This window comes from Thiohalobacter thiocyanaticus, from assembly GCF_003932505.1.
In the GTDB taxonomy this organism is placed as follows: domain Bacteria; phylum Pseudomonadota; class Gammaproteobacteria; order Thiohalobacterales; family Thiohalobacteraceae; genus Thiohalobacter; species Thiohalobacter thiocyanaticus.
This window is the reverse complement of sequence record NZ_QZMU01000001.1, coordinates 27,138-42,415: the sequence shown is the minus strand read 5'-3', so window position 1 is coordinate 42,415 and position 15,278 is coordinate 27,138. Positions and strand designations below refer to the sequence as shown.

Genomic DNA, 15,278 nt, shown 5'->3' with positions numbered 1-15,278 from the left:
GACGTTGTTCAGCCGGTAAACAGCTCGATTTTCGCTGTCTGAAGCCCCGCTCCGCAAGGGATGATTGTTACATTAATGAGAACAATTTTTTCATAAAAAGATGATTAATTCATGATTTAACAAAAGTTATACTGCTGATCATTGAATCCGGGAGATAGCGACATGCTGCGCAACACCTCGACAGCCTATGGCTGGATCAGCATCCTGCTGCACTGGCTGGCAGCGGCCACGATCATCGGCCTGTTTGCGCTGGGACTGTGGATGACGGAACTGACCTATTACGATCCCTGGTACCGGGAGGCGCCGGCGATCCACAAGTCCATCGGGATCCTGCTGTTTCTGGTGGTGGCACTGCGTCTGGCCTGGCGCTGGATCAACCCGCGCCCTGCACCGCTGCCCAATCACAAACCCTGGGAGAAGCGGCTGGGACATGCAATGCACGGGTTGCTCTATGCCCTGCCCCTGCTGGTCATGCTCAGCGGTTATCTGATCTCCACCGCCGAGGGCCGACCCATCGAGGTCTTCAACTGGTTCAGCGTACCGGCCACGATCAGCGGTTACGAGAATCAGGAGGACATTGCCGGCGAGATCCATGAGATCCTGGCCTTCATCCTGATCGGCCTGGCCGGGCTGCACGCCCTGGCCGCGCTCAAGCACCATTTCATCGACCGCGACCGGACCCTGCGGCGCATGCTGCGGGTCCGGGCGGAATGAAGTACGGAAATTCCTTCATCAACAAAAGGAGACATACCATGCATACCAAACCCCTGACAGCCGCCCTCCTCGCCGGTGTGTTGAGCCTGCCCGGCCTGGCCGCGGCGGCGGACTATGTGATCGACACCAAGGATTCCCACGCCTTCATCCAGTTCCGCATCCCGCACCTGGGCTACAGCATGCTGCTCGGTCGCTTCAACGAGTTCGAGGGCAACTTCAGCTATGACGAGGACAACCCGGAGGACGCCAGTGCCGAGGTGGTGATCAAGACCGCCAGCATCGACTCCAACCATGCTGAGCGTGACAAGCATCTGCGCGGCGAGGACTTCCTGGAGGTGGACAAGTATCCCGAGGCACGCTTCGTCAGCACCGGCTTCACCGAAAACAGCGATGGCACGGCCATGCTGGAAGGCGAGTTGACCCTGCACGGCGTAACCCGCCCCGTCACCATCAAGGTGGAGCACATGGGCCACGGCCCGGACCCGTGGGGCGGTTACCGCCGCGGCTTCACCGGCACCACCACCCTGAAACTGGCCGATTTCAACATCGACTATGACCTGGGGCCGGCCTCGCGCGAGGTTGAGTTGTTCCTGTCGGTGGAAGGGATTCGCCAGGAGTAACCCGCTCCCCCTCACCCTGGCCCTTTTATTCCCATTGGGGACTCCCCCTGGGGGAGAGGGGATCCAGTATCGGGCCGGCGGTTACCGGCCCGATTTTTTTGTGTAGCGAATCAGGCATAATGCCCGGATGAATGACCCGAAAACCACAGTCGGCTGGCGCGAATGGGTGGCCCTGCCGGGGCTTGGCGTGGAACACCTCAAGGCCAAGATCGACACCGGCGCGCGTACCTCGGCCCTGCACACCTTCCTGATCGAACCCTTCGACGAGGGCGGCGTGCGCAAGGTCCGCATCGGCCTGCACCCGCACCAGCGGCGCAGCGACATCGAGCATTTCAGCGTGGCCGACGTCGTGGACGAACGCTGGGTCAGCGACTCGGGTGGTCATCGGGAAAAGCGCTACGTGATCCGCACCGAGCTGCGCCTGGGAGTACTGAGCTGGCCGATTGAAGTGACCTTGACCAACCGTGATAACATGCGCTTTCGCATGCTGCTGGGCCGCACCGCCATGGCCGGACGCCTCCTGGTCGATCCCGAGGCCTCCTATCTGGCGGGGGAAAAACCGTCTGCCGGAAGAACACAACACCATCACGCACAGGACATCGAATGAACATCGCCATTCTCTCCCGCCGCGTCTCGCTCTATTCCACCCGGCGCCTGGTCGAGGCCGCGAAGGAGCGCGGCCATGAGGTGCGGGTGATCGACACCCTGCGCTGCTACATGAACATCGCCTCGCACAAGCCGGAGGTACACTACAAGGGTGAGAATCTCAGCGGTTTCGATGCCGTCATTCCACGCATCGGCGCCTCCATCACCTTCTACGGCACTGCCGTGCTGCGCCAGTTCGAGATGATGGGGACCTTCCCGGTCAACGAATCCGTGGCCATCACCCGTGCCCGCGACAAGCTGCGTTCACTGCAGCTGCTGTCGCGCCGCGGCATCGGCCTGCCCATCACCGGTTTCGCTCACTCGCCCGATGATGTCGAGGACCTGATCAAGATGGTCGGCGGTGCGCCGCTGGTGATCAAGCTGCTGGAAGGCACCCAGGGCATCGGCGTTGTGCTGGCCGAGACCCGCCAGGCGGCGGAGAGCGTCATCGAGGCCTTCATGGGCCTGCGCACCAACATCATGGTGCAGGAATACATCCGCGAGGCCAGGGGCTCCGATATCCGCTGCTTTGTCATCGGTGACAAGGTGGTAGCGTCCATGAAGCGTCAGGCAAAGGAAGGCGAGTTCCGCTCCAATCTGCACCGCGGCGGCTCGGCCACCCTGATCAAAATCACCCCCGAGGAACGCTCCACCGCGGTACGGGCGGCCAAGATCATGGGCCTGAACGTGGCCGGTGTGGACATCCTGCGCTCCAACCACGGCCCGGTGGTCATGGAGGTCAACTCCTCACCCGGCCTGGAAGGCATCGAGAGTGCGACCGGCAAGGACATCGCGGGCATGATCATTCAGTTCATCGAAAAGAACGGAAAATTCGGCAAGACCGGCACCAAGGGCAAAGGGTAGAGGCCAGGTAAGCTCAGATGCAGGCAGAGCCACTCTATATCAACGGCCAGAACATCGCGCCCGGCACCCGTACCACGCTGGAGTTGCCCATCACCCGGCTCTACACTCACACCCCGATCACCATGCCGGTGCAGATAGTGCGCGGTAACAGGGGCGGCCCGCACCTGTTCGTCAGTGCCGCCATTCACGGCGATGAACTCAACGGGGTGGAGATCATCCGCCGGGTCCTGCGCTCGGCCGCGCTGAGGCGCCTGCGCGGCACCCTGATCGCCGTGCCCATCGTCAATGTGCAGGGTTTTCTTGCCCATTCGCGCGAACTGCCCGACCAGCGCGATCTCAACCGGGTGTTTCCCGGTTCGGACAAGGGTTCGCTGGCCGCGCGCCTGGCGCATACCTTCATGGAAGAGATCGTCGGCAATTCCACCCACGGCATCGACCTGCATACGGGTGCGCGGCACCGTTTCAACCTGCCCCACATCCGCGCCAACATGCACCTGCCCGACACCGAGGCCATGGCCAAGGCCTTCGGCACACCGGTCGTACTCAACGCCGACATCCGCGACGGCTCACTGCGCCAGGCCGCCACCGAGGCGAAAATACCCACCCTGCTCTATGAGGCCGGTGAAGCATTGCGTTTCGACGAGGTCTCCATCCGCGCCGGCATGCGCGGTGTGATCAATGTCATGCGCTTTCTCGGGATGCTGCCGCCGTCGAGCCGGAAGAAAAAGCGTCCCCACGCCGAGCCGGTGATCGCCGAATCCAGCGCCTGGGTACGCGCCCCCGGAAGCGGCATATTGCGTCCACTGATCGGCCTGGGTGCCCGGGTGCGCAAGGGCGACGTACTGGGCATCGTCTCGGATCCCTTCGGCAGCCAGGAGCGCGAGATTAGATCCACCTATGCCGGTATCGTCATCGGCCGCACTCACCTGCCCATGGCCTACGAGGGCGAGGCGCTGTTCCACATCGCCCGCTTCGAGACGGTCGAGGACGTCGCCGCCCAGGTCGAGGCCTTCCAGGCCACCTACCAGATGGAGGAATCCCATCCCGGTACGGCGACCTTCAACGACGACCCCGAACCCTCGCCGAACGAGTGAACGACGCAATGGCCGCACGCAGGCAGAAAGCGATCAGGAGCTTCAACTTCAAGCCGGGCCGCGTACTGGCCGGCAAGTACGAGGTGATCGCCGCGCTCGGTTCCGGCTGGGAGGGCGAGGTCTATCTGGTCGAGGAAAAGGACACCGGCATCGAGCGCGCGGCCAAGTTCTTCTACCCGCAGCGCAATCCGAACAATCGCAGTCTGCTTTTCTATGCCAAGAAGCTGCACAAGCTGCGCAACTGCCCGATCCTGATCCAGTACCACACTCAGGACACGGTCACCGTCCAGCGCCAGCCGGTCAAATTCATCGTCTCGGATTATGTGGAAGGCGACCTGCTGTCCAACTTCATTGAGGAACAGCCGGGGCAGAAGCTGGACTATTTCCAGGGACTGCATCTGCTCTACACCCTGGCCCAGGGAATCGAGAGCATCCACCACATGGGCGAGTACCACGGCGACCTGCATACCGATAATGTCATCGTGCAGCGCGCGGGCCTTGCCTTCGAGGTCAAGCTGGTGGACATGTATCACTGGGGAGCGCCCACGGCGCAGAATATCCGCCAGGATGTGTTCGATCTGGTCCGTATACTTTATGATGTACTGGGTGGGCAGCGTCACTATGCCCGCCAGCCACAACCGGTCAAATCAGTCATCAACGGCCTGAAACGCACTTTGATATTGAAAAAATTCAAAACTGCGGGACAATTGCGAGAATATCTGGAAAACCTGTCCTGGTAACCAAAACCAACAAGATGAAAAAAAGGATCGACCTGCATCAGCCACTGCTGATTGAACAACAGAACGAGGAACGTTTCTTTCACATCACTGCGAATTCGCTGGAAGTCATCGCCTACAGCGCGGTATCACCGGAAAAGGAGACGCCGAACGAGGACTGCCTGGCCATCATTCCGCTGGATGGAAAGGAGTGCATTCTGGCGATCGCCGACGGCGCGGGTGGATCCCGTCAGGGCGGTGATGCCTCCCGGCTTGCCGTTGCCGCCCTCGAGCAGGTGCTACGCAACAAGGCACCGGAGCAGGACATTCGCACCTGCGTGCTCAACGCCTACGAACTGGCCAACGCCCGCATCATGGAACTCGGCGTCGGGGCCAGCACCACCCTGACCGTGATCGAGTACGCCGACGGCCGCATCCGCCCCTATCACGCCGGCGACACCATGATCATGCACGTCGGGCCTGCGCGGCCGCATCAAATACCAGACCGTGCCCCACTCCCCCACCGGCTATGCCGTCGAGGCCGGCCTGCTGGAAGAGGATGCCGCCCTGCATCACGAAGACCGCCACCTGGTGACCAACATCCTCGGCCACGAGGATCTGCGGGTGGAGATCGGCTCCTTCGTCGACATGGCGCGTCACGACACCATCGTGATCGGCAGCGATGGCCTGTATGACAACCTCTACAAGGAGGAGATCATCGAGCGCATCCGCAAGGGCCCCCTGCGCCGGGCCGCGCAGCGGCTCGCCGCCGACGTGCGCGAGCGCATGCTCACCGAAAAGCGCCGTCAGCCCAGCAAGGCAGACGATCTGAGCTTCATGCTGGTCCGGCGGAAGCCACCAGCAACACCTCAACGCAAAGGTGCGAAGGCGAAGAACACACAAAGCAAAGACCTTGGTTAAACCGTGTCATCCCCGCGTAGGCGGGGATCCAGAGACCGCGGCGGGTTATGGATTCCCGCCTACGCGGGAATGACGCAACTTTCAGTGTTGCGGCCAATATTACAAAGCCCTGTTTCCGTCCCCCTCCCTTGTAATGCACACAAATAAAAAGCCGCCCGGGGGCGGCTTTCATGTTTCAGGGCAGACAACCCTCAGGCGTTCTGGCTCTGATAGTAGTCCATCAGGATCTTGGCCACCTCGGGGCGGGAGAACTCCTTGGGCGGCGCTTCGCCATTGCCCAGCATCTCGCGCACCTTGGTGCCGGAGAGCAGGACGAAGTCCTCCTTGGAGTGATCCGGCGCCTCGCACATCATCACCACCTTGTTGAGCTTCTTCGAGTAGGCGGTGTGGTCGGCCTTGAAGATCTCGATGTCCAGCGCGCCTTCCGGTACTTCTTCGTCGAAGATGGTCTGGGCATCGAAGGGACCGTAGTAGTCGCCCACACCGGCGTGGTCGCGGCCGATGATGAAGTGGGTCGCACCCATGTTCTGGCGGAAATAGGCGTGCAGCACGGCCTCGCGCGGACCGGCATAGAGCATGTCGAAGCCGTAGCCGGTGATCATGGCGCTGTTGGGCGGGAAGTACAGCTCCACCATCTTGCGGATGGCGGCATCGCGCACCGGTGCCGGGATGTCACCGGGCTTGAGCTTGCCCAGCAGCATGTGGATCACCAGACCATCGCAGCCCAGCCGCTCCATGGCCATGCGGCACAGTTCCTCGTGGGCGCGATGCATGGGGTTACGGGTCTGGAAGGCGACGATCTTCTTCCAGCCGCGTTCCTGGATCTCGTTGCGGATCTCGACCGCGGTGCGGAAGGTATCCGGGAAGTCCATCTGGAAGTAGCTGAAGTTCAGCACCTGGATCGGACCTGAGATGGCATAGCGGCCCTGGGAGTTGAAGGCGGCGACACCGGGATGCTCCGTGTCGGTGGTGCGGTAGACCTTCTCGGTCATCAGCTTCATCTGTTCGTCACTGACTTCCTCGATGGCCTCCACATCCTGCACGGCAATGATCGGCTGGCCCTCGACGTTGGGGTCACGCAACGCAATGCGTTTGGCATCCTTGATGGCGGAGACGTCCTCGACCAGGTTGAGGATGGGCACCGGAAAGAACTGACCCGAAGTGGTCTTCATGGACTCGGCGCAGCCAACCGCGTCGGCGACGTTCATGAAGCCCGTCAGCGGGGTGAAATAGCCGCCACCCATCATCACTGCGTTGCCGGCTGCCGCCGAACTGATCACGATGGACGGCAGGCTTTCCGCCTCGTGCATCAGGGCGTCGTGCTTGTCCGAATCGTAGACGAACAGCGGCTTGAGGGTGTCGGATCCTATCGGCTTGATCATTGTCGTCTCTCCTGGGGCTTTCTGTTCCCGCATGCACGGGTAATCAATTTGAAATCAGATGCTTATATCTTCCCCGCGGGGGTTTTATTCATTCCTGCAATCATACCATGGATGGTTCCGGCTGCAGGCGGACGGGCGGGAAATTCCCCCGGTTTATGCCATTAAATTTTTTCTGTCAGCATAAATGCTTTGAATGGTGGCGGTCGGTTCGTGAATTATTTTTCCGCCGAGAGAAAGGCGATCCAGCCGGGATCGGCCTCGCCCTGGGTGGCGGGCTGGAAGTTGCCGTCACCCTCGTTGGTCTCTTCATCGGTGCCTTCCCAGTACACGGTCACGCGCTTGAAGCCGGCCTCCGTCAACAGCTCCTGCAGCTCCGGCAGGGTCCACAGACGCCAGTGGTAGGTAAAGGCCCTGTCCATCCGGGAACCATCGGGAAAGCTGAAATGGATGTGGCAGGTCATCGCCCCGGTGATGGGATCGTAGAAATCCTGATCCCAGACATAGGTGAAATCGTCGTGCTCGGTCTCTTCCTCCAGTTCCTGGAAGGCCTCGTAGCCGCCAAAGGCATCCATGATCAGGACACCGTCATCGGTCATGGCCTCGCGCACCCGCTCGAAATAACCGCGCAGTGCCTCCCGGGTCTTGAAGCCCTGGTAACTGAAATTCATCGCAATGATCAGATCCGGTGCCTGATCGGTCCTGACCTCCAGTACGTCGGCCTCTATCAGCTGTACCCGTTCGCACTGCTCCGGATTCAGCTGTGACAGATTGTGCTCGCGCGCCCAGGTCAGGACCTCGGTGTCCAGGTCAACGCCGAAGGCCCGGTTGTGGGGATCGCGGCGGACCCATTCGCAGCACATCTGCGCCGTGCCGCAGAAATCCTCACGCAGCAGCCGGGGCTGTCGCCCGCGCAGACGCTCGAATGTGCTACTGATGAACTCGTACTCGAACTCGGTATCCTGGACGGATTCCTGGTACAGGATGTGACGGTCGGCCTGGCTGGCCAGGCTGGGCTTGTTGGACCTGCCGCCCTTGCCCTTCTTGTGTTTCTTGCTGGATTTGGATGCCTTCATGGCCGTGCTTTATGCCACAGCCCCGTGCCAAGGTAAAGTTTTTGTAGTGCCTGTCATGGTCCCGGGCAGTGAATCCCGACCCGGGTAATGCGACAATTGCCGCAGGCAACCTCGAGCAATGTCCGATGGCCGAGACGAACACTTTGCTGAACCTGCTCCTGGCGCTGGCCCTGGGCCTGCTGATCGGTGCCGAACGTGGCTGGGAACGGCGCGGCGCCGAGGAAGGCACACGCCTGGCCGGCATCCGCACCTTCGGGCTGATCGGGCTGCTGGGGGCGCTGTGGGCAGTGCTGGCAGCCGAACTCGGCGAAATACTGCTGGGTTTCGCCTTTGCCGCCTTTGCCGGGCTGGTCATCATCAGTCACGGCCGCCAGGTACGGTCCGAGAAGGACTATGGCATCACCACCCTGATCGCTGCCCTGCTCACCTTCGTCATCGGAGCCCTGGCCGTGCGCGGCCATCAGACCGAAGCGGCCAGCGCAGCCGTGGTGACGGCCTTTCTGCTCAGCATCAAGCCGCTACTGCACGGCTGGATCCGCCGGATCGAGGAACGTGAACTCCTGGCGACACTCAAACTGCTGCTGATCTCGGTCGTGCTGCTGCCGGTGCTGCCGAATCAGGGTTACGGCCCCTGGTCGGCGCTCAACCCCTACGAACTCTGGTGGTTGGTGGTACTGATCGCCGGGATCTCCTTTTTCGGCTACATCGCCATGCGACTGTTCGGCGCCGGCAAGGGCACCCTGCTGACCGGCTTCTTCGGCGGTATCACCTCGTCGACAGCCACCACCCTGCACTTCTCCCGGCTGGCCGGCCAGGGCATGCAATCGGCGGTGCTGGCCGCGGGCATCCTGATCGCCTCGGCCACCATGTTTCCGCGCATGCTGCTGGAAATCGCCATCCTCAACCGGTCCCTGGTGCTACCCATGCTGGCACCGCTGCTGGGTATGCTGGTCGTGGCACTCATCGGCGTCGTCTGGCTGTGGCGGCTGGCGGTGAGGAAATCGGACAAGACGGTGGAAGCGCCGCTGAGCAATCCCTTCCAGCTGCTCCCGGCGCTCAAGTTCGGCCTGCTGCTGGCGTTGGTGATGCTGGCCACCGCTGCGCTGCATGCCTGGTTCGGTCAACAGGGTCTGTATCTGGCCGCTGCCGTCAGCGGCGTGGCCGATGTGGATGCCATCACTCTCTCCATTGCCCGCATGCCGGGGATCGAGAACAACCTGGACGCAGCCCGGGGCGCCCTGACCCTGGCGGCGATCATCAATACGCTGTTCAAGGGACTGCTGGCCGCGGTCATCGGCGGTGCCGCCCTGGCCCGCTATGTACTGCCGCCGATGCTGGCGGTAGGGCTGGCCGGGGGGCTGGTTATCCTGCTGCTGTGATACCAGTCGGTGCTGGGAATGGCACTTACTTAAACCAGGTAACGCCCGTCATTGCGAGGAACGGAGTGACGCGGCAATCTCCAACCGGTTGATTCCGCGGCATGAGATTGCCGCGCTACGCTCGCAATGACGGCTAAGTAAGTGTCATTCGTCTGTGATGGCTATTTCCGCCGCCGCGGCCGGGCGACATGGATGGCACGATCGTGCACGGCCAGGGCGGCCTCGTGGAAGGATTCCGACAGGGTGGGATGGGCGAAGACGGTCAGCATGACGTCTTCGGCGCTGGCCTGCATCTCCAGGGCCAGCACGGCCTGAGCGACCAGCTCCGAGGCGTGCGGTCCGATAATATGCGCGCCCAGCAGCCGGTCGGTGTCGGCATCGGCCAGCAGCTTGATGAAACCCTCGGTCTGGCCGGCGGCACGTGCCCGCCCGCTGGCGGTGAAGGGAAACATGCCCGTGCGATATTCGATACCTTCGGTCTTGAGCAGCTGTTCGGTCTTACCCACCCAGGCGATCTCCGGCTGGGTATAGATCACCGAGGGCACGGCGTCGTAGTTCATGGAGGCATGATGCCCGGCGATCAGCTCGGCGACCATCACGCCCTCCTCCGAACCCTTGTGCGCCAGCATCGGGCCACGCACGGCATCGCCGATGGCATAGACCGTGGGCAGGTTGGTGCGACACTGCTCATCCACATGTATGAAGCCCCATTCATCCAGCAGCAGCTGGCTTTCGTCGCTGGCCAGTCCACGGGTGTTCGGACGGCGGCCGACCGCCACGATCAGCCGGTCGACCTGCTCCTGTTCCCTGCCCTTCGCATCCTCGTATTCGATATGTACCTTGTTGCGCTTGATCTCGCACTCGGTGACACGTGCGCCCAGGCGGATATCCAGACCCTGCTTACGGAACTGGCGCAAGGCCTCCTTGCCGAGCTGGTCATCAGTCATGGCCAGGAACTGTTCCTGGGCCTCGAGCAGAATCACCTTGCTGCCCAGGCGCTGCCACACACTGCCCAACTCCAGCCCGATCACGCCGGCGCCGATCACCCCGAGGCGCCCGGGGACGCTGTCGAATTCCAGCGCGCCGGTGGAATCGACGATCAGGTCGTCGGTCAGCGGGATGTGATCGATCTCCACCGGTGAGGAGCCGGGGGCCAGGATGACATGCCCGGCCTCGAGTTCCCGCGCATTGCCCTTGGCCGGAGTGACCTCGACCCGTGTGCCCGACAGCAGTCGGCCGCGGCCGCTCACCCAGGTGATGCCGTTGGACTTGAACAGCTGTTCGATGCCCTGGGTAAGCTCGCTGACCACCTTGTCCTTGCGCGCCATCATGGCGGCCAGATCCAGTTCCACACCCTTGCACTGCACGCCGTGCGTGGCCAGCTCGTGCTGCGCCCTGGCGTAGAGCTCGGAGGATTCCAGCAGCGCCTTGGACGGAATACAGCCGACGTTGAGACAGGTGCCGCCCAGCGCCGGTCTGCCCTGCGGATTGATCCACTCATCCACGCAGGCCGTGGCGAGCCCCAGCTGGGAGCAGCGGATCGCCGCCACGTAGCCGGCAGGTCCCCCGCCGATCACCACCACATCGTATTTATCCGTCATCGCTCCCCCTCGTCAGACGTCCAGCAGCAGGCGCGCCGGGTCTTCGATCATGTCCTTGATGGTGACCAGGAACTGCACTGCTTCCCGGCCGTCGACCAGACGATGATCATAGCTCAGCGCCAGGTACATCATCGGCCGGATGACAATCTCGCCATTCTCTGCCACAGGACGTTCCTGGATCTTGTGCATGCCGAGGATGCCGCTCTGGGGCGGATTGATGATGGGTGTGGACAGCATGGAGCCGAATACACCGCCATTGGTGATGGTGAAGGTGCCGCCGGTGATCTCGTCCAGCTCCAGACGCCCCTCCTTCGCCCGCCGGGCAAAATCCAGGATGCGGTTCTCGATTCCGGCCAGATCAAGGTTGTCGGCATCGCGCAGAATGGGTACCACCAGGCCGCGCGGTGAGCTGACGGCAATACCGATGTCGAAATAGCCGTGGTAGACGATGTCGTTGCCGTCGATGGAGGCATTGACCTCGGGGAAGCGGCGCAGCGCCTCGACTGCGGCCTTGACGAAGAAGGACATGAAGCCGAGCTTGACGCCATGGCGCTTCTCGAAGGCCTCGCGATAACGCTGGCGCAGCTGCATCACCGGCTGCATGTTCACCTCGTTGAAGGTCGTCAGGATGGCGGCATCATGCTGTGCCGCCAGCAGGCGCTCGGCCACCCGGGCGCGCAGGCGCGTCATGGGAACGCGTTTCTCCTCCCGTTCGCCGGGTGCGGTGGGCGCGGGGGTCTGTGTGGGAGCCTGTGGCGTCCGGGAAGGCTGTTCCGCCGCGCGTGGCGCCGCCGCCGGGACGTCGGGAGCCAGTTCGGCAACAGCGGCCGTTGCCCCGCCCTGCTTCTGCGCCAGATGACGCTCCACGTCCTCCTTGAGGATGCGTCCGCCCTTGCCAGAACCGCTCACCTGCGAAACTTCCAGCCCTTCCGCTTCCAGCAGTCGCCGGGCCGAGGGCGAGACGGGCGGTTCCGTCCCGCCCTGCGCCTCATTCGCGCCCGCGGCGGTTGCAGACGGGGCGGATTCGGTGGAAGCCCCGGCGGTCGCGCCGTCATTGAGCCGGCCGATCACCTGACCGGAAGTGACCACCTCGCCATCGCCCTGCTCGATCCCCTCCAGGACGCCGGCGGCCGGCGCCGGCACCTCGAAGACCACCTTGTCGGTCTCGATCTCCACCAGGGTCTCGTCACGCGCGACTGTCTCACCGGGCTGCTTGTTCCAGCGCAGGATGGTGCCGTCGGCGACCGATTCGGGGAATGTGGGGACTTTGATTTCGACTGACATAGGGGCGTGTTCCTGTTATTGGTTGTTCAATGGCTTCAACCCGACGCTTCCAGCCCCAGCGCCTCGGCCACCAGCCGATGCTGCTGCTGCACATGCAGCCAGTTGTAGCCGACCGCGGGGGCGGCGGAAAAGGGCCGGCCGACGTACTCCAGCGGAGAGTCACAGGGCAGCGCGGCGTACAGGTGATGCTGGGTTGAGTACCAGGCACCCTGGTTCCTGGGCTCTTCCTGACACCAGATATAGGTCTCCACGTTGGGATACTGTTCCAGGGTCTGTCGCAGGATGGTCTCCGGGAAGGGATACAGGCGCTCGAGCCGGATGATGGCGACATCGTCCAGGCCCACCTCCCGGCGCTTTTCCAGCAGCTCATAGTAGACCTTGCCGCTGCACAGAATCACCCGGTTGACGGCCCCGGGATCGAGTTCGTCGACTTCCGGGATGACGGCGTGGAAGTTGCCTGCGGTCAGATCCTCCAGCCGGCTGACCGCCAGCCGGTGACGCAGCAGGCTTTTCGGCGTCATCACCACCAGCGGCTTGCGGCAGGTGTTGAGCATCTGCTGGCGTAGCAGGTGAAAGATCTGCGCCGGCGTGGTCGGCACGCAGACTTGCATGTTCTGCTCGGCGCACAGCTGCAGGTAGCGCTCCAGCCGCGCCGAGGAATGCTCCGGCCCCTGTCCCTCGTAACCGTGGGGCAGGAACATCACCAGGCCGCACAGGCGGTTCCATTTCTGCTCGCCGGCGCTGATGAACTGGTCGATCACCACCTGGGCATTATTGGCGAAATCACCGAACTGCGCCTCCCAGATCACCAGGGTGCCCGGGTCGGTGGTGGCATAGCCGTATTCGAAGGCCAGTACGGCCTCTTCGGACAGCAGCGAATTGATGACCAGGAAGTTGGCCTGGTCGGGTGCGATGTTACGCAGCGGCACATAGGGCGTGCCGTCGACCTGGTTGCTGAGTACGGCGTGGCGATGAAAGAAGGTGCCGCGGCCGCTGTCCTGGCCCGACAGCCGCACCGGATAGCCCTCGGTGACCAGCGAGGCATAGGCCATGGTCTCGGCATAGCCCCAGTCGATGGCCAGCGCACCGGCGGTCATCTTGCGCCGGTTCTCCATGATCTTGCCCACATTGGGATGGATCTCGAAGCCTTCCGGCAGGCTGGAAAGTCCCTGCCAAAGACGCTTGAGACGGGCAGCGTCGATAGCGGTATGGACGTCCGCGGTGCAGGACCGGCCGATATAGGGTTTCCAGTCGACGGCATGCGGATACGGTGACTGCTCGGCGGGAATCAGCTCCTTCACCACGCTGCGTCCGGCATCCAGGGCATCGCGGTATTCCTCCAGCAGACGCTCGGGCGTCTGCGCATCGATCAGTCCTGCCTCAACCAGCAGCTGCGCATAGAGACTGCGTGCCGAGGGTTTCTGTTTGATCGAATGGTACATCAGCGGCTGGGTGGCGGTGGGTTCGTCGGCCTCGCTGTGGCCATGACGGCGGTAGCAGACCAGATCGATGACCACGTCCTTATGATAGGTCATGCGGTAGTCCAGCGCGATCTGGGTGACGAACAACACGGCTTCGGGGTCATCGCCATTGACGTGCAGGATGGGGGCATTGACCATCTTGGCGATGTCAGTGCAGTACTGGGTGGAGCGGGCGTCGCGCTGGTACGAGGTGGTGAAACCGATCTGGTTGTTGATCACCAGATGCACCGTGCCCTTGGTGGAATAGCCGCGCGACTGGGACATGTTGAAGGTTTCCATCACCACGCCCTGGCCGGCGAAGGCGGCATCGCCGTGGATCAGCACCGGCACCACACTGGCGCCCTCGGTGTCATTGCGCCGGTCCTGGCGCGCGCGCACCGAGCCCTCGACCACCGGGTCGGCGATCTCCAGGTGCGAGGGGTTGAACGCCAGGTTGATATGGACCGGTCCGCCCTGGGTCTGAATGTCCGAGGAGAAGCCCAGATGGTACTTCACGTCCCCGGAACCGCTGCTCTCACGCCCCGCCTTGCCCTCGAATTCCTGGAACAGCTCCGCCGGCGTCTTGCCCATGATATTGACCAGCACGTTCAGCCGGCCGCGGTGGGCCATGCCGATGACCAGTTCCTTCACGCCATGCACCCCGCCGCGCTGGATAAGCTCGTCGAGGATGGGGATCAGGCTGTCGCCGCCTTCCAGGGAGAAGCGTTTCTGCCCGACATAACGGTTGTGCAGGTAGCGTTCCAGCCCCTCGGCGGCGGTCAGCCGGTCGAGAATCCGCAGGCGGGTTTCCTCGGCAAAGCGCGGCGGGCCGGCGCAGGATTCCAGCCGCTGCTGCAGCCAGCGCTTCTCGCCGGTCTCGGTGATGTGCATGTACTCGACGCCGATATGCCCGGCATAGGTGCAGTCGAGCAGATCCAGAATCTCGCTCAGGCTGGTCCGCTCCACCCCCGCCAGCGAACCGGTATCGAAGACCAGATCCAGATCGGCATCGGTCAGGCCATGATGGGCCGGTTTGAGCTCCGGGATATCGGGACGTTCGCGCAGTCCCAGCGGATCGATATCCGCGATCTGGTGGGCCCGGAAACGGTAGGCGTTGATCAGCTGCAGCACCCGGATCTGTTTCTCTTCGTGCGAAGCGGTCGCCGTTGGCGCCGGTCCGCTGCGGCCAGCCGGTCGTCGGGTCAGCGTCCGGAACTGTTCTCGTATCGCGGTATGCGAGTCCTCGCGCCGCGCCGGATCAACCGTCGGCAGCATATCGAAGAAGGTACGCCAGTGCTCCTCGACCTGTGCCGGATCCTCGAGATAGCGGTCGTAGAGTTCGTCGAGGTAGGCGGCATTGTGACCGGTGAGCTGGGAATCAGCCCACAGTTGCTGCATGCTTTTCAATTTGACTCTGTCTTCCATGGAGTGCGGGTCTGACCGTGGTTTCCAAACAGGAGGCAATTCCTGCGCCAATCTGCCTGATTTTAGTGTTGGACATCAATGCGCTGGAATCTACTCCTAG

The 15,278-nt window shown here is 62.7% G+C and carries 13 protein-coding genes and 1 pseudogene; 9 read left to right on the top strand and 5 right to left on the bottom strand.

Features of this window, described 5'->3' with window-relative positions; all coding sequences use genetic code 11:
* Nucleotides 1-162: 162 nt before the first annotated feature.
* From D6C00_RS00215 to D6C00_RS15345, 8 genes and pseudogenes are all read left to right on the top strand, one after another.
* A complete protein-coding gene (locus tag D6C00_RS00215) occupies nucleotides 163-714 on the top strand; it encodes a cytochrome b (protein WP_125179774.1) in 552 nt (183 codons plus the stop codon).
* A 38-nt stretch (nucleotides 715-752) separates the two neighbouring features.
* A complete protein-coding gene (locus D6C00_RS00210) occupies nucleotides 753-1,334 on the top strand; it encodes a YceI family protein (RefSeq protein ID WP_125179773.1) in 582 nt (193 codons plus the stop codon).
* A gap of 127 nt (nucleotides 1,335-1,461) precedes the next feature.
* A complete protein-coding gene (locus D6C00_RS00205; protein ID WP_125179772.1) occupies nucleotides 1,462-1,941 on the top strand; it encodes an ATP-dependent zinc protease family protein in 480 nt (159 codons plus the stop codon).
* Nucleotides 1,938-2,843: a 30S ribosomal protein S6--L-glutamate ligase gene (gene rimK, locus D6C00_RS00200; RefSeq protein WP_125179771.1), complete on the top strand. Its 906-nt coding sequence runs from the start codon at nucleotides 1,938-1,940 to the stop codon at nucleotides 2,841-2,843. The genes D6C00_RS00205 and rimK overlap by 4 nt, the downstream gene beginning before the upstream one ends.
* A 17-nt stretch (nucleotides 2,844-2,860) precedes the next feature.
* Nucleotides 2,861-3,937, top strand: coding sequence for a succinylglutamate desuccinylase/aspartoacylase family protein (locus D6C00_RS00195; protein ID WP_125179770.1), 1,077 nt, complete (start codon nucleotides 2,861-2,863; stop codon nucleotides 3,935-3,937).
* A gap of 8 nt (nucleotides 3,938-3,945) precedes the next feature.
* Complete coding sequence (locus D6C00_RS00190; RefSeq protein WP_125179769.1) at nucleotides 3,946-4,677, top strand: protein kinase domain-containing protein; 732 nt, start codon at nucleotides 3,946-3,948, stop codon at nucleotides 4,675-4,677.
* Nucleotides 4,678-4,691: 14 nt separating this feature from the next.
* A pseudogene (locus D6C00_RS16650) lies at nucleotides 4,692-5,120 on the top strand (PP2C family protein-serine/threonine phosphatase); the annotation flags it as partial.
* A 40-nt stretch (nucleotides 5,121-5,160) separates the two neighbouring features.
* Nucleotides 5,161-5,574, top strand: a complete 414-nt coding sequence (locus D6C00_RS15345) for a PP2C family protein-serine/threonine phosphatase (RefSeq protein WP_241546754.1) — start codon at nucleotides 5,161-5,163, stop codon at nucleotides 5,572-5,574.
* Nucleotides 5,575-5,765: 191 nt separating this feature from the next.
* Here D6C00_RS15345 and sat read toward each other — a convergent pair whose 3' ends face one another.
* Together sat and D6C00_RS00175 are read right to left on the bottom strand one after the other, a co-directional pair.
* Nucleotides 5,766-6,956, bottom strand: coding sequence for a sulfate adenylyltransferase (gene sat, locus D6C00_RS00180; protein WP_125179767.1), 1,191 nt, complete (start codon nucleotides 6,954-6,956; stop codon nucleotides 5,766-5,768).
* Nucleotides 6,957-7,171: 215 nt separating this feature from the next.
* Nucleotides 7,172-8,029 carry a class I SAM-dependent methyltransferase gene (locus D6C00_RS00175; RefSeq protein WP_241546753.1) on the bottom strand — a complete coding sequence of 286 codons (858 nt, stop codon included), beginning with the start codon at nucleotides 8,027-8,029 and terminating at the stop codon, nucleotides 7,172-7,174.
* 125 nt (nucleotides 8,030-8,154) lie between these two features.
* On the opposite strand from D6C00_RS00175, the gene D6C00_RS00170 reads away from it, so the two are divergent.
* The gene (locus D6C00_RS00170) at nucleotides 8,155-9,408 is read left to right on the top strand and encodes an MgtC/SapB family protein (protein WP_125179766.1); all 1,254 of its coding nucleotides are present in this window, start codon (nucleotides 8,155-8,157) and stop codon (nucleotides 9,406-9,408) included.
* A 161-nt stretch (nucleotides 9,409-9,569) separates the two neighbouring features.
* Here D6C00_RS00170 and lpdA read toward each other — a convergent pair whose 3' ends face one another.
* Genes lpdA through D6C00_RS00155 form a run of 3 tightly spaced genes read right to left on the bottom strand, consistent with a single transcriptional unit; the run spans nucleotide 9,570 to nucleotide 15,151 of the window.
* Nucleotides 9,570-11,009: a dihydrolipoyl dehydrogenase gene (gene lpdA / locus D6C00_RS00165; protein ID WP_125179765.1), complete on the bottom strand. Its 1,440-nt coding sequence runs from the start codon at nucleotides 11,007-11,009 to the stop codon at nucleotides 9,570-9,572.
* Between the two features lie 12 nt (nucleotides 11,010-11,021).
* Nucleotides 11,022-12,293, bottom strand: a complete 1,272-nt coding sequence (gene odhB / locus D6C00_RS00160) for a 2-oxoglutarate dehydrogenase complex dihydrolipoyllysine-residue succinyltransferase (protein WP_125179764.1) — start codon at nucleotides 12,291-12,293, stop codon at nucleotides 11,022-11,024.
* A gap of 35 nt (nucleotides 12,294-12,328) precedes the next feature.
* Nucleotides 12,329-15,151, bottom strand: coding sequence for a 2-oxoglutarate dehydrogenase E1 component (locus tag D6C00_RS00155; RefSeq protein WP_125179763.1), 2,823 nt, complete (start codon nucleotides 15,149-15,151; stop codon nucleotides 12,329-12,331).
* Nucleotides 15,152-15,278 lie beyond the last annotated feature (127 nt).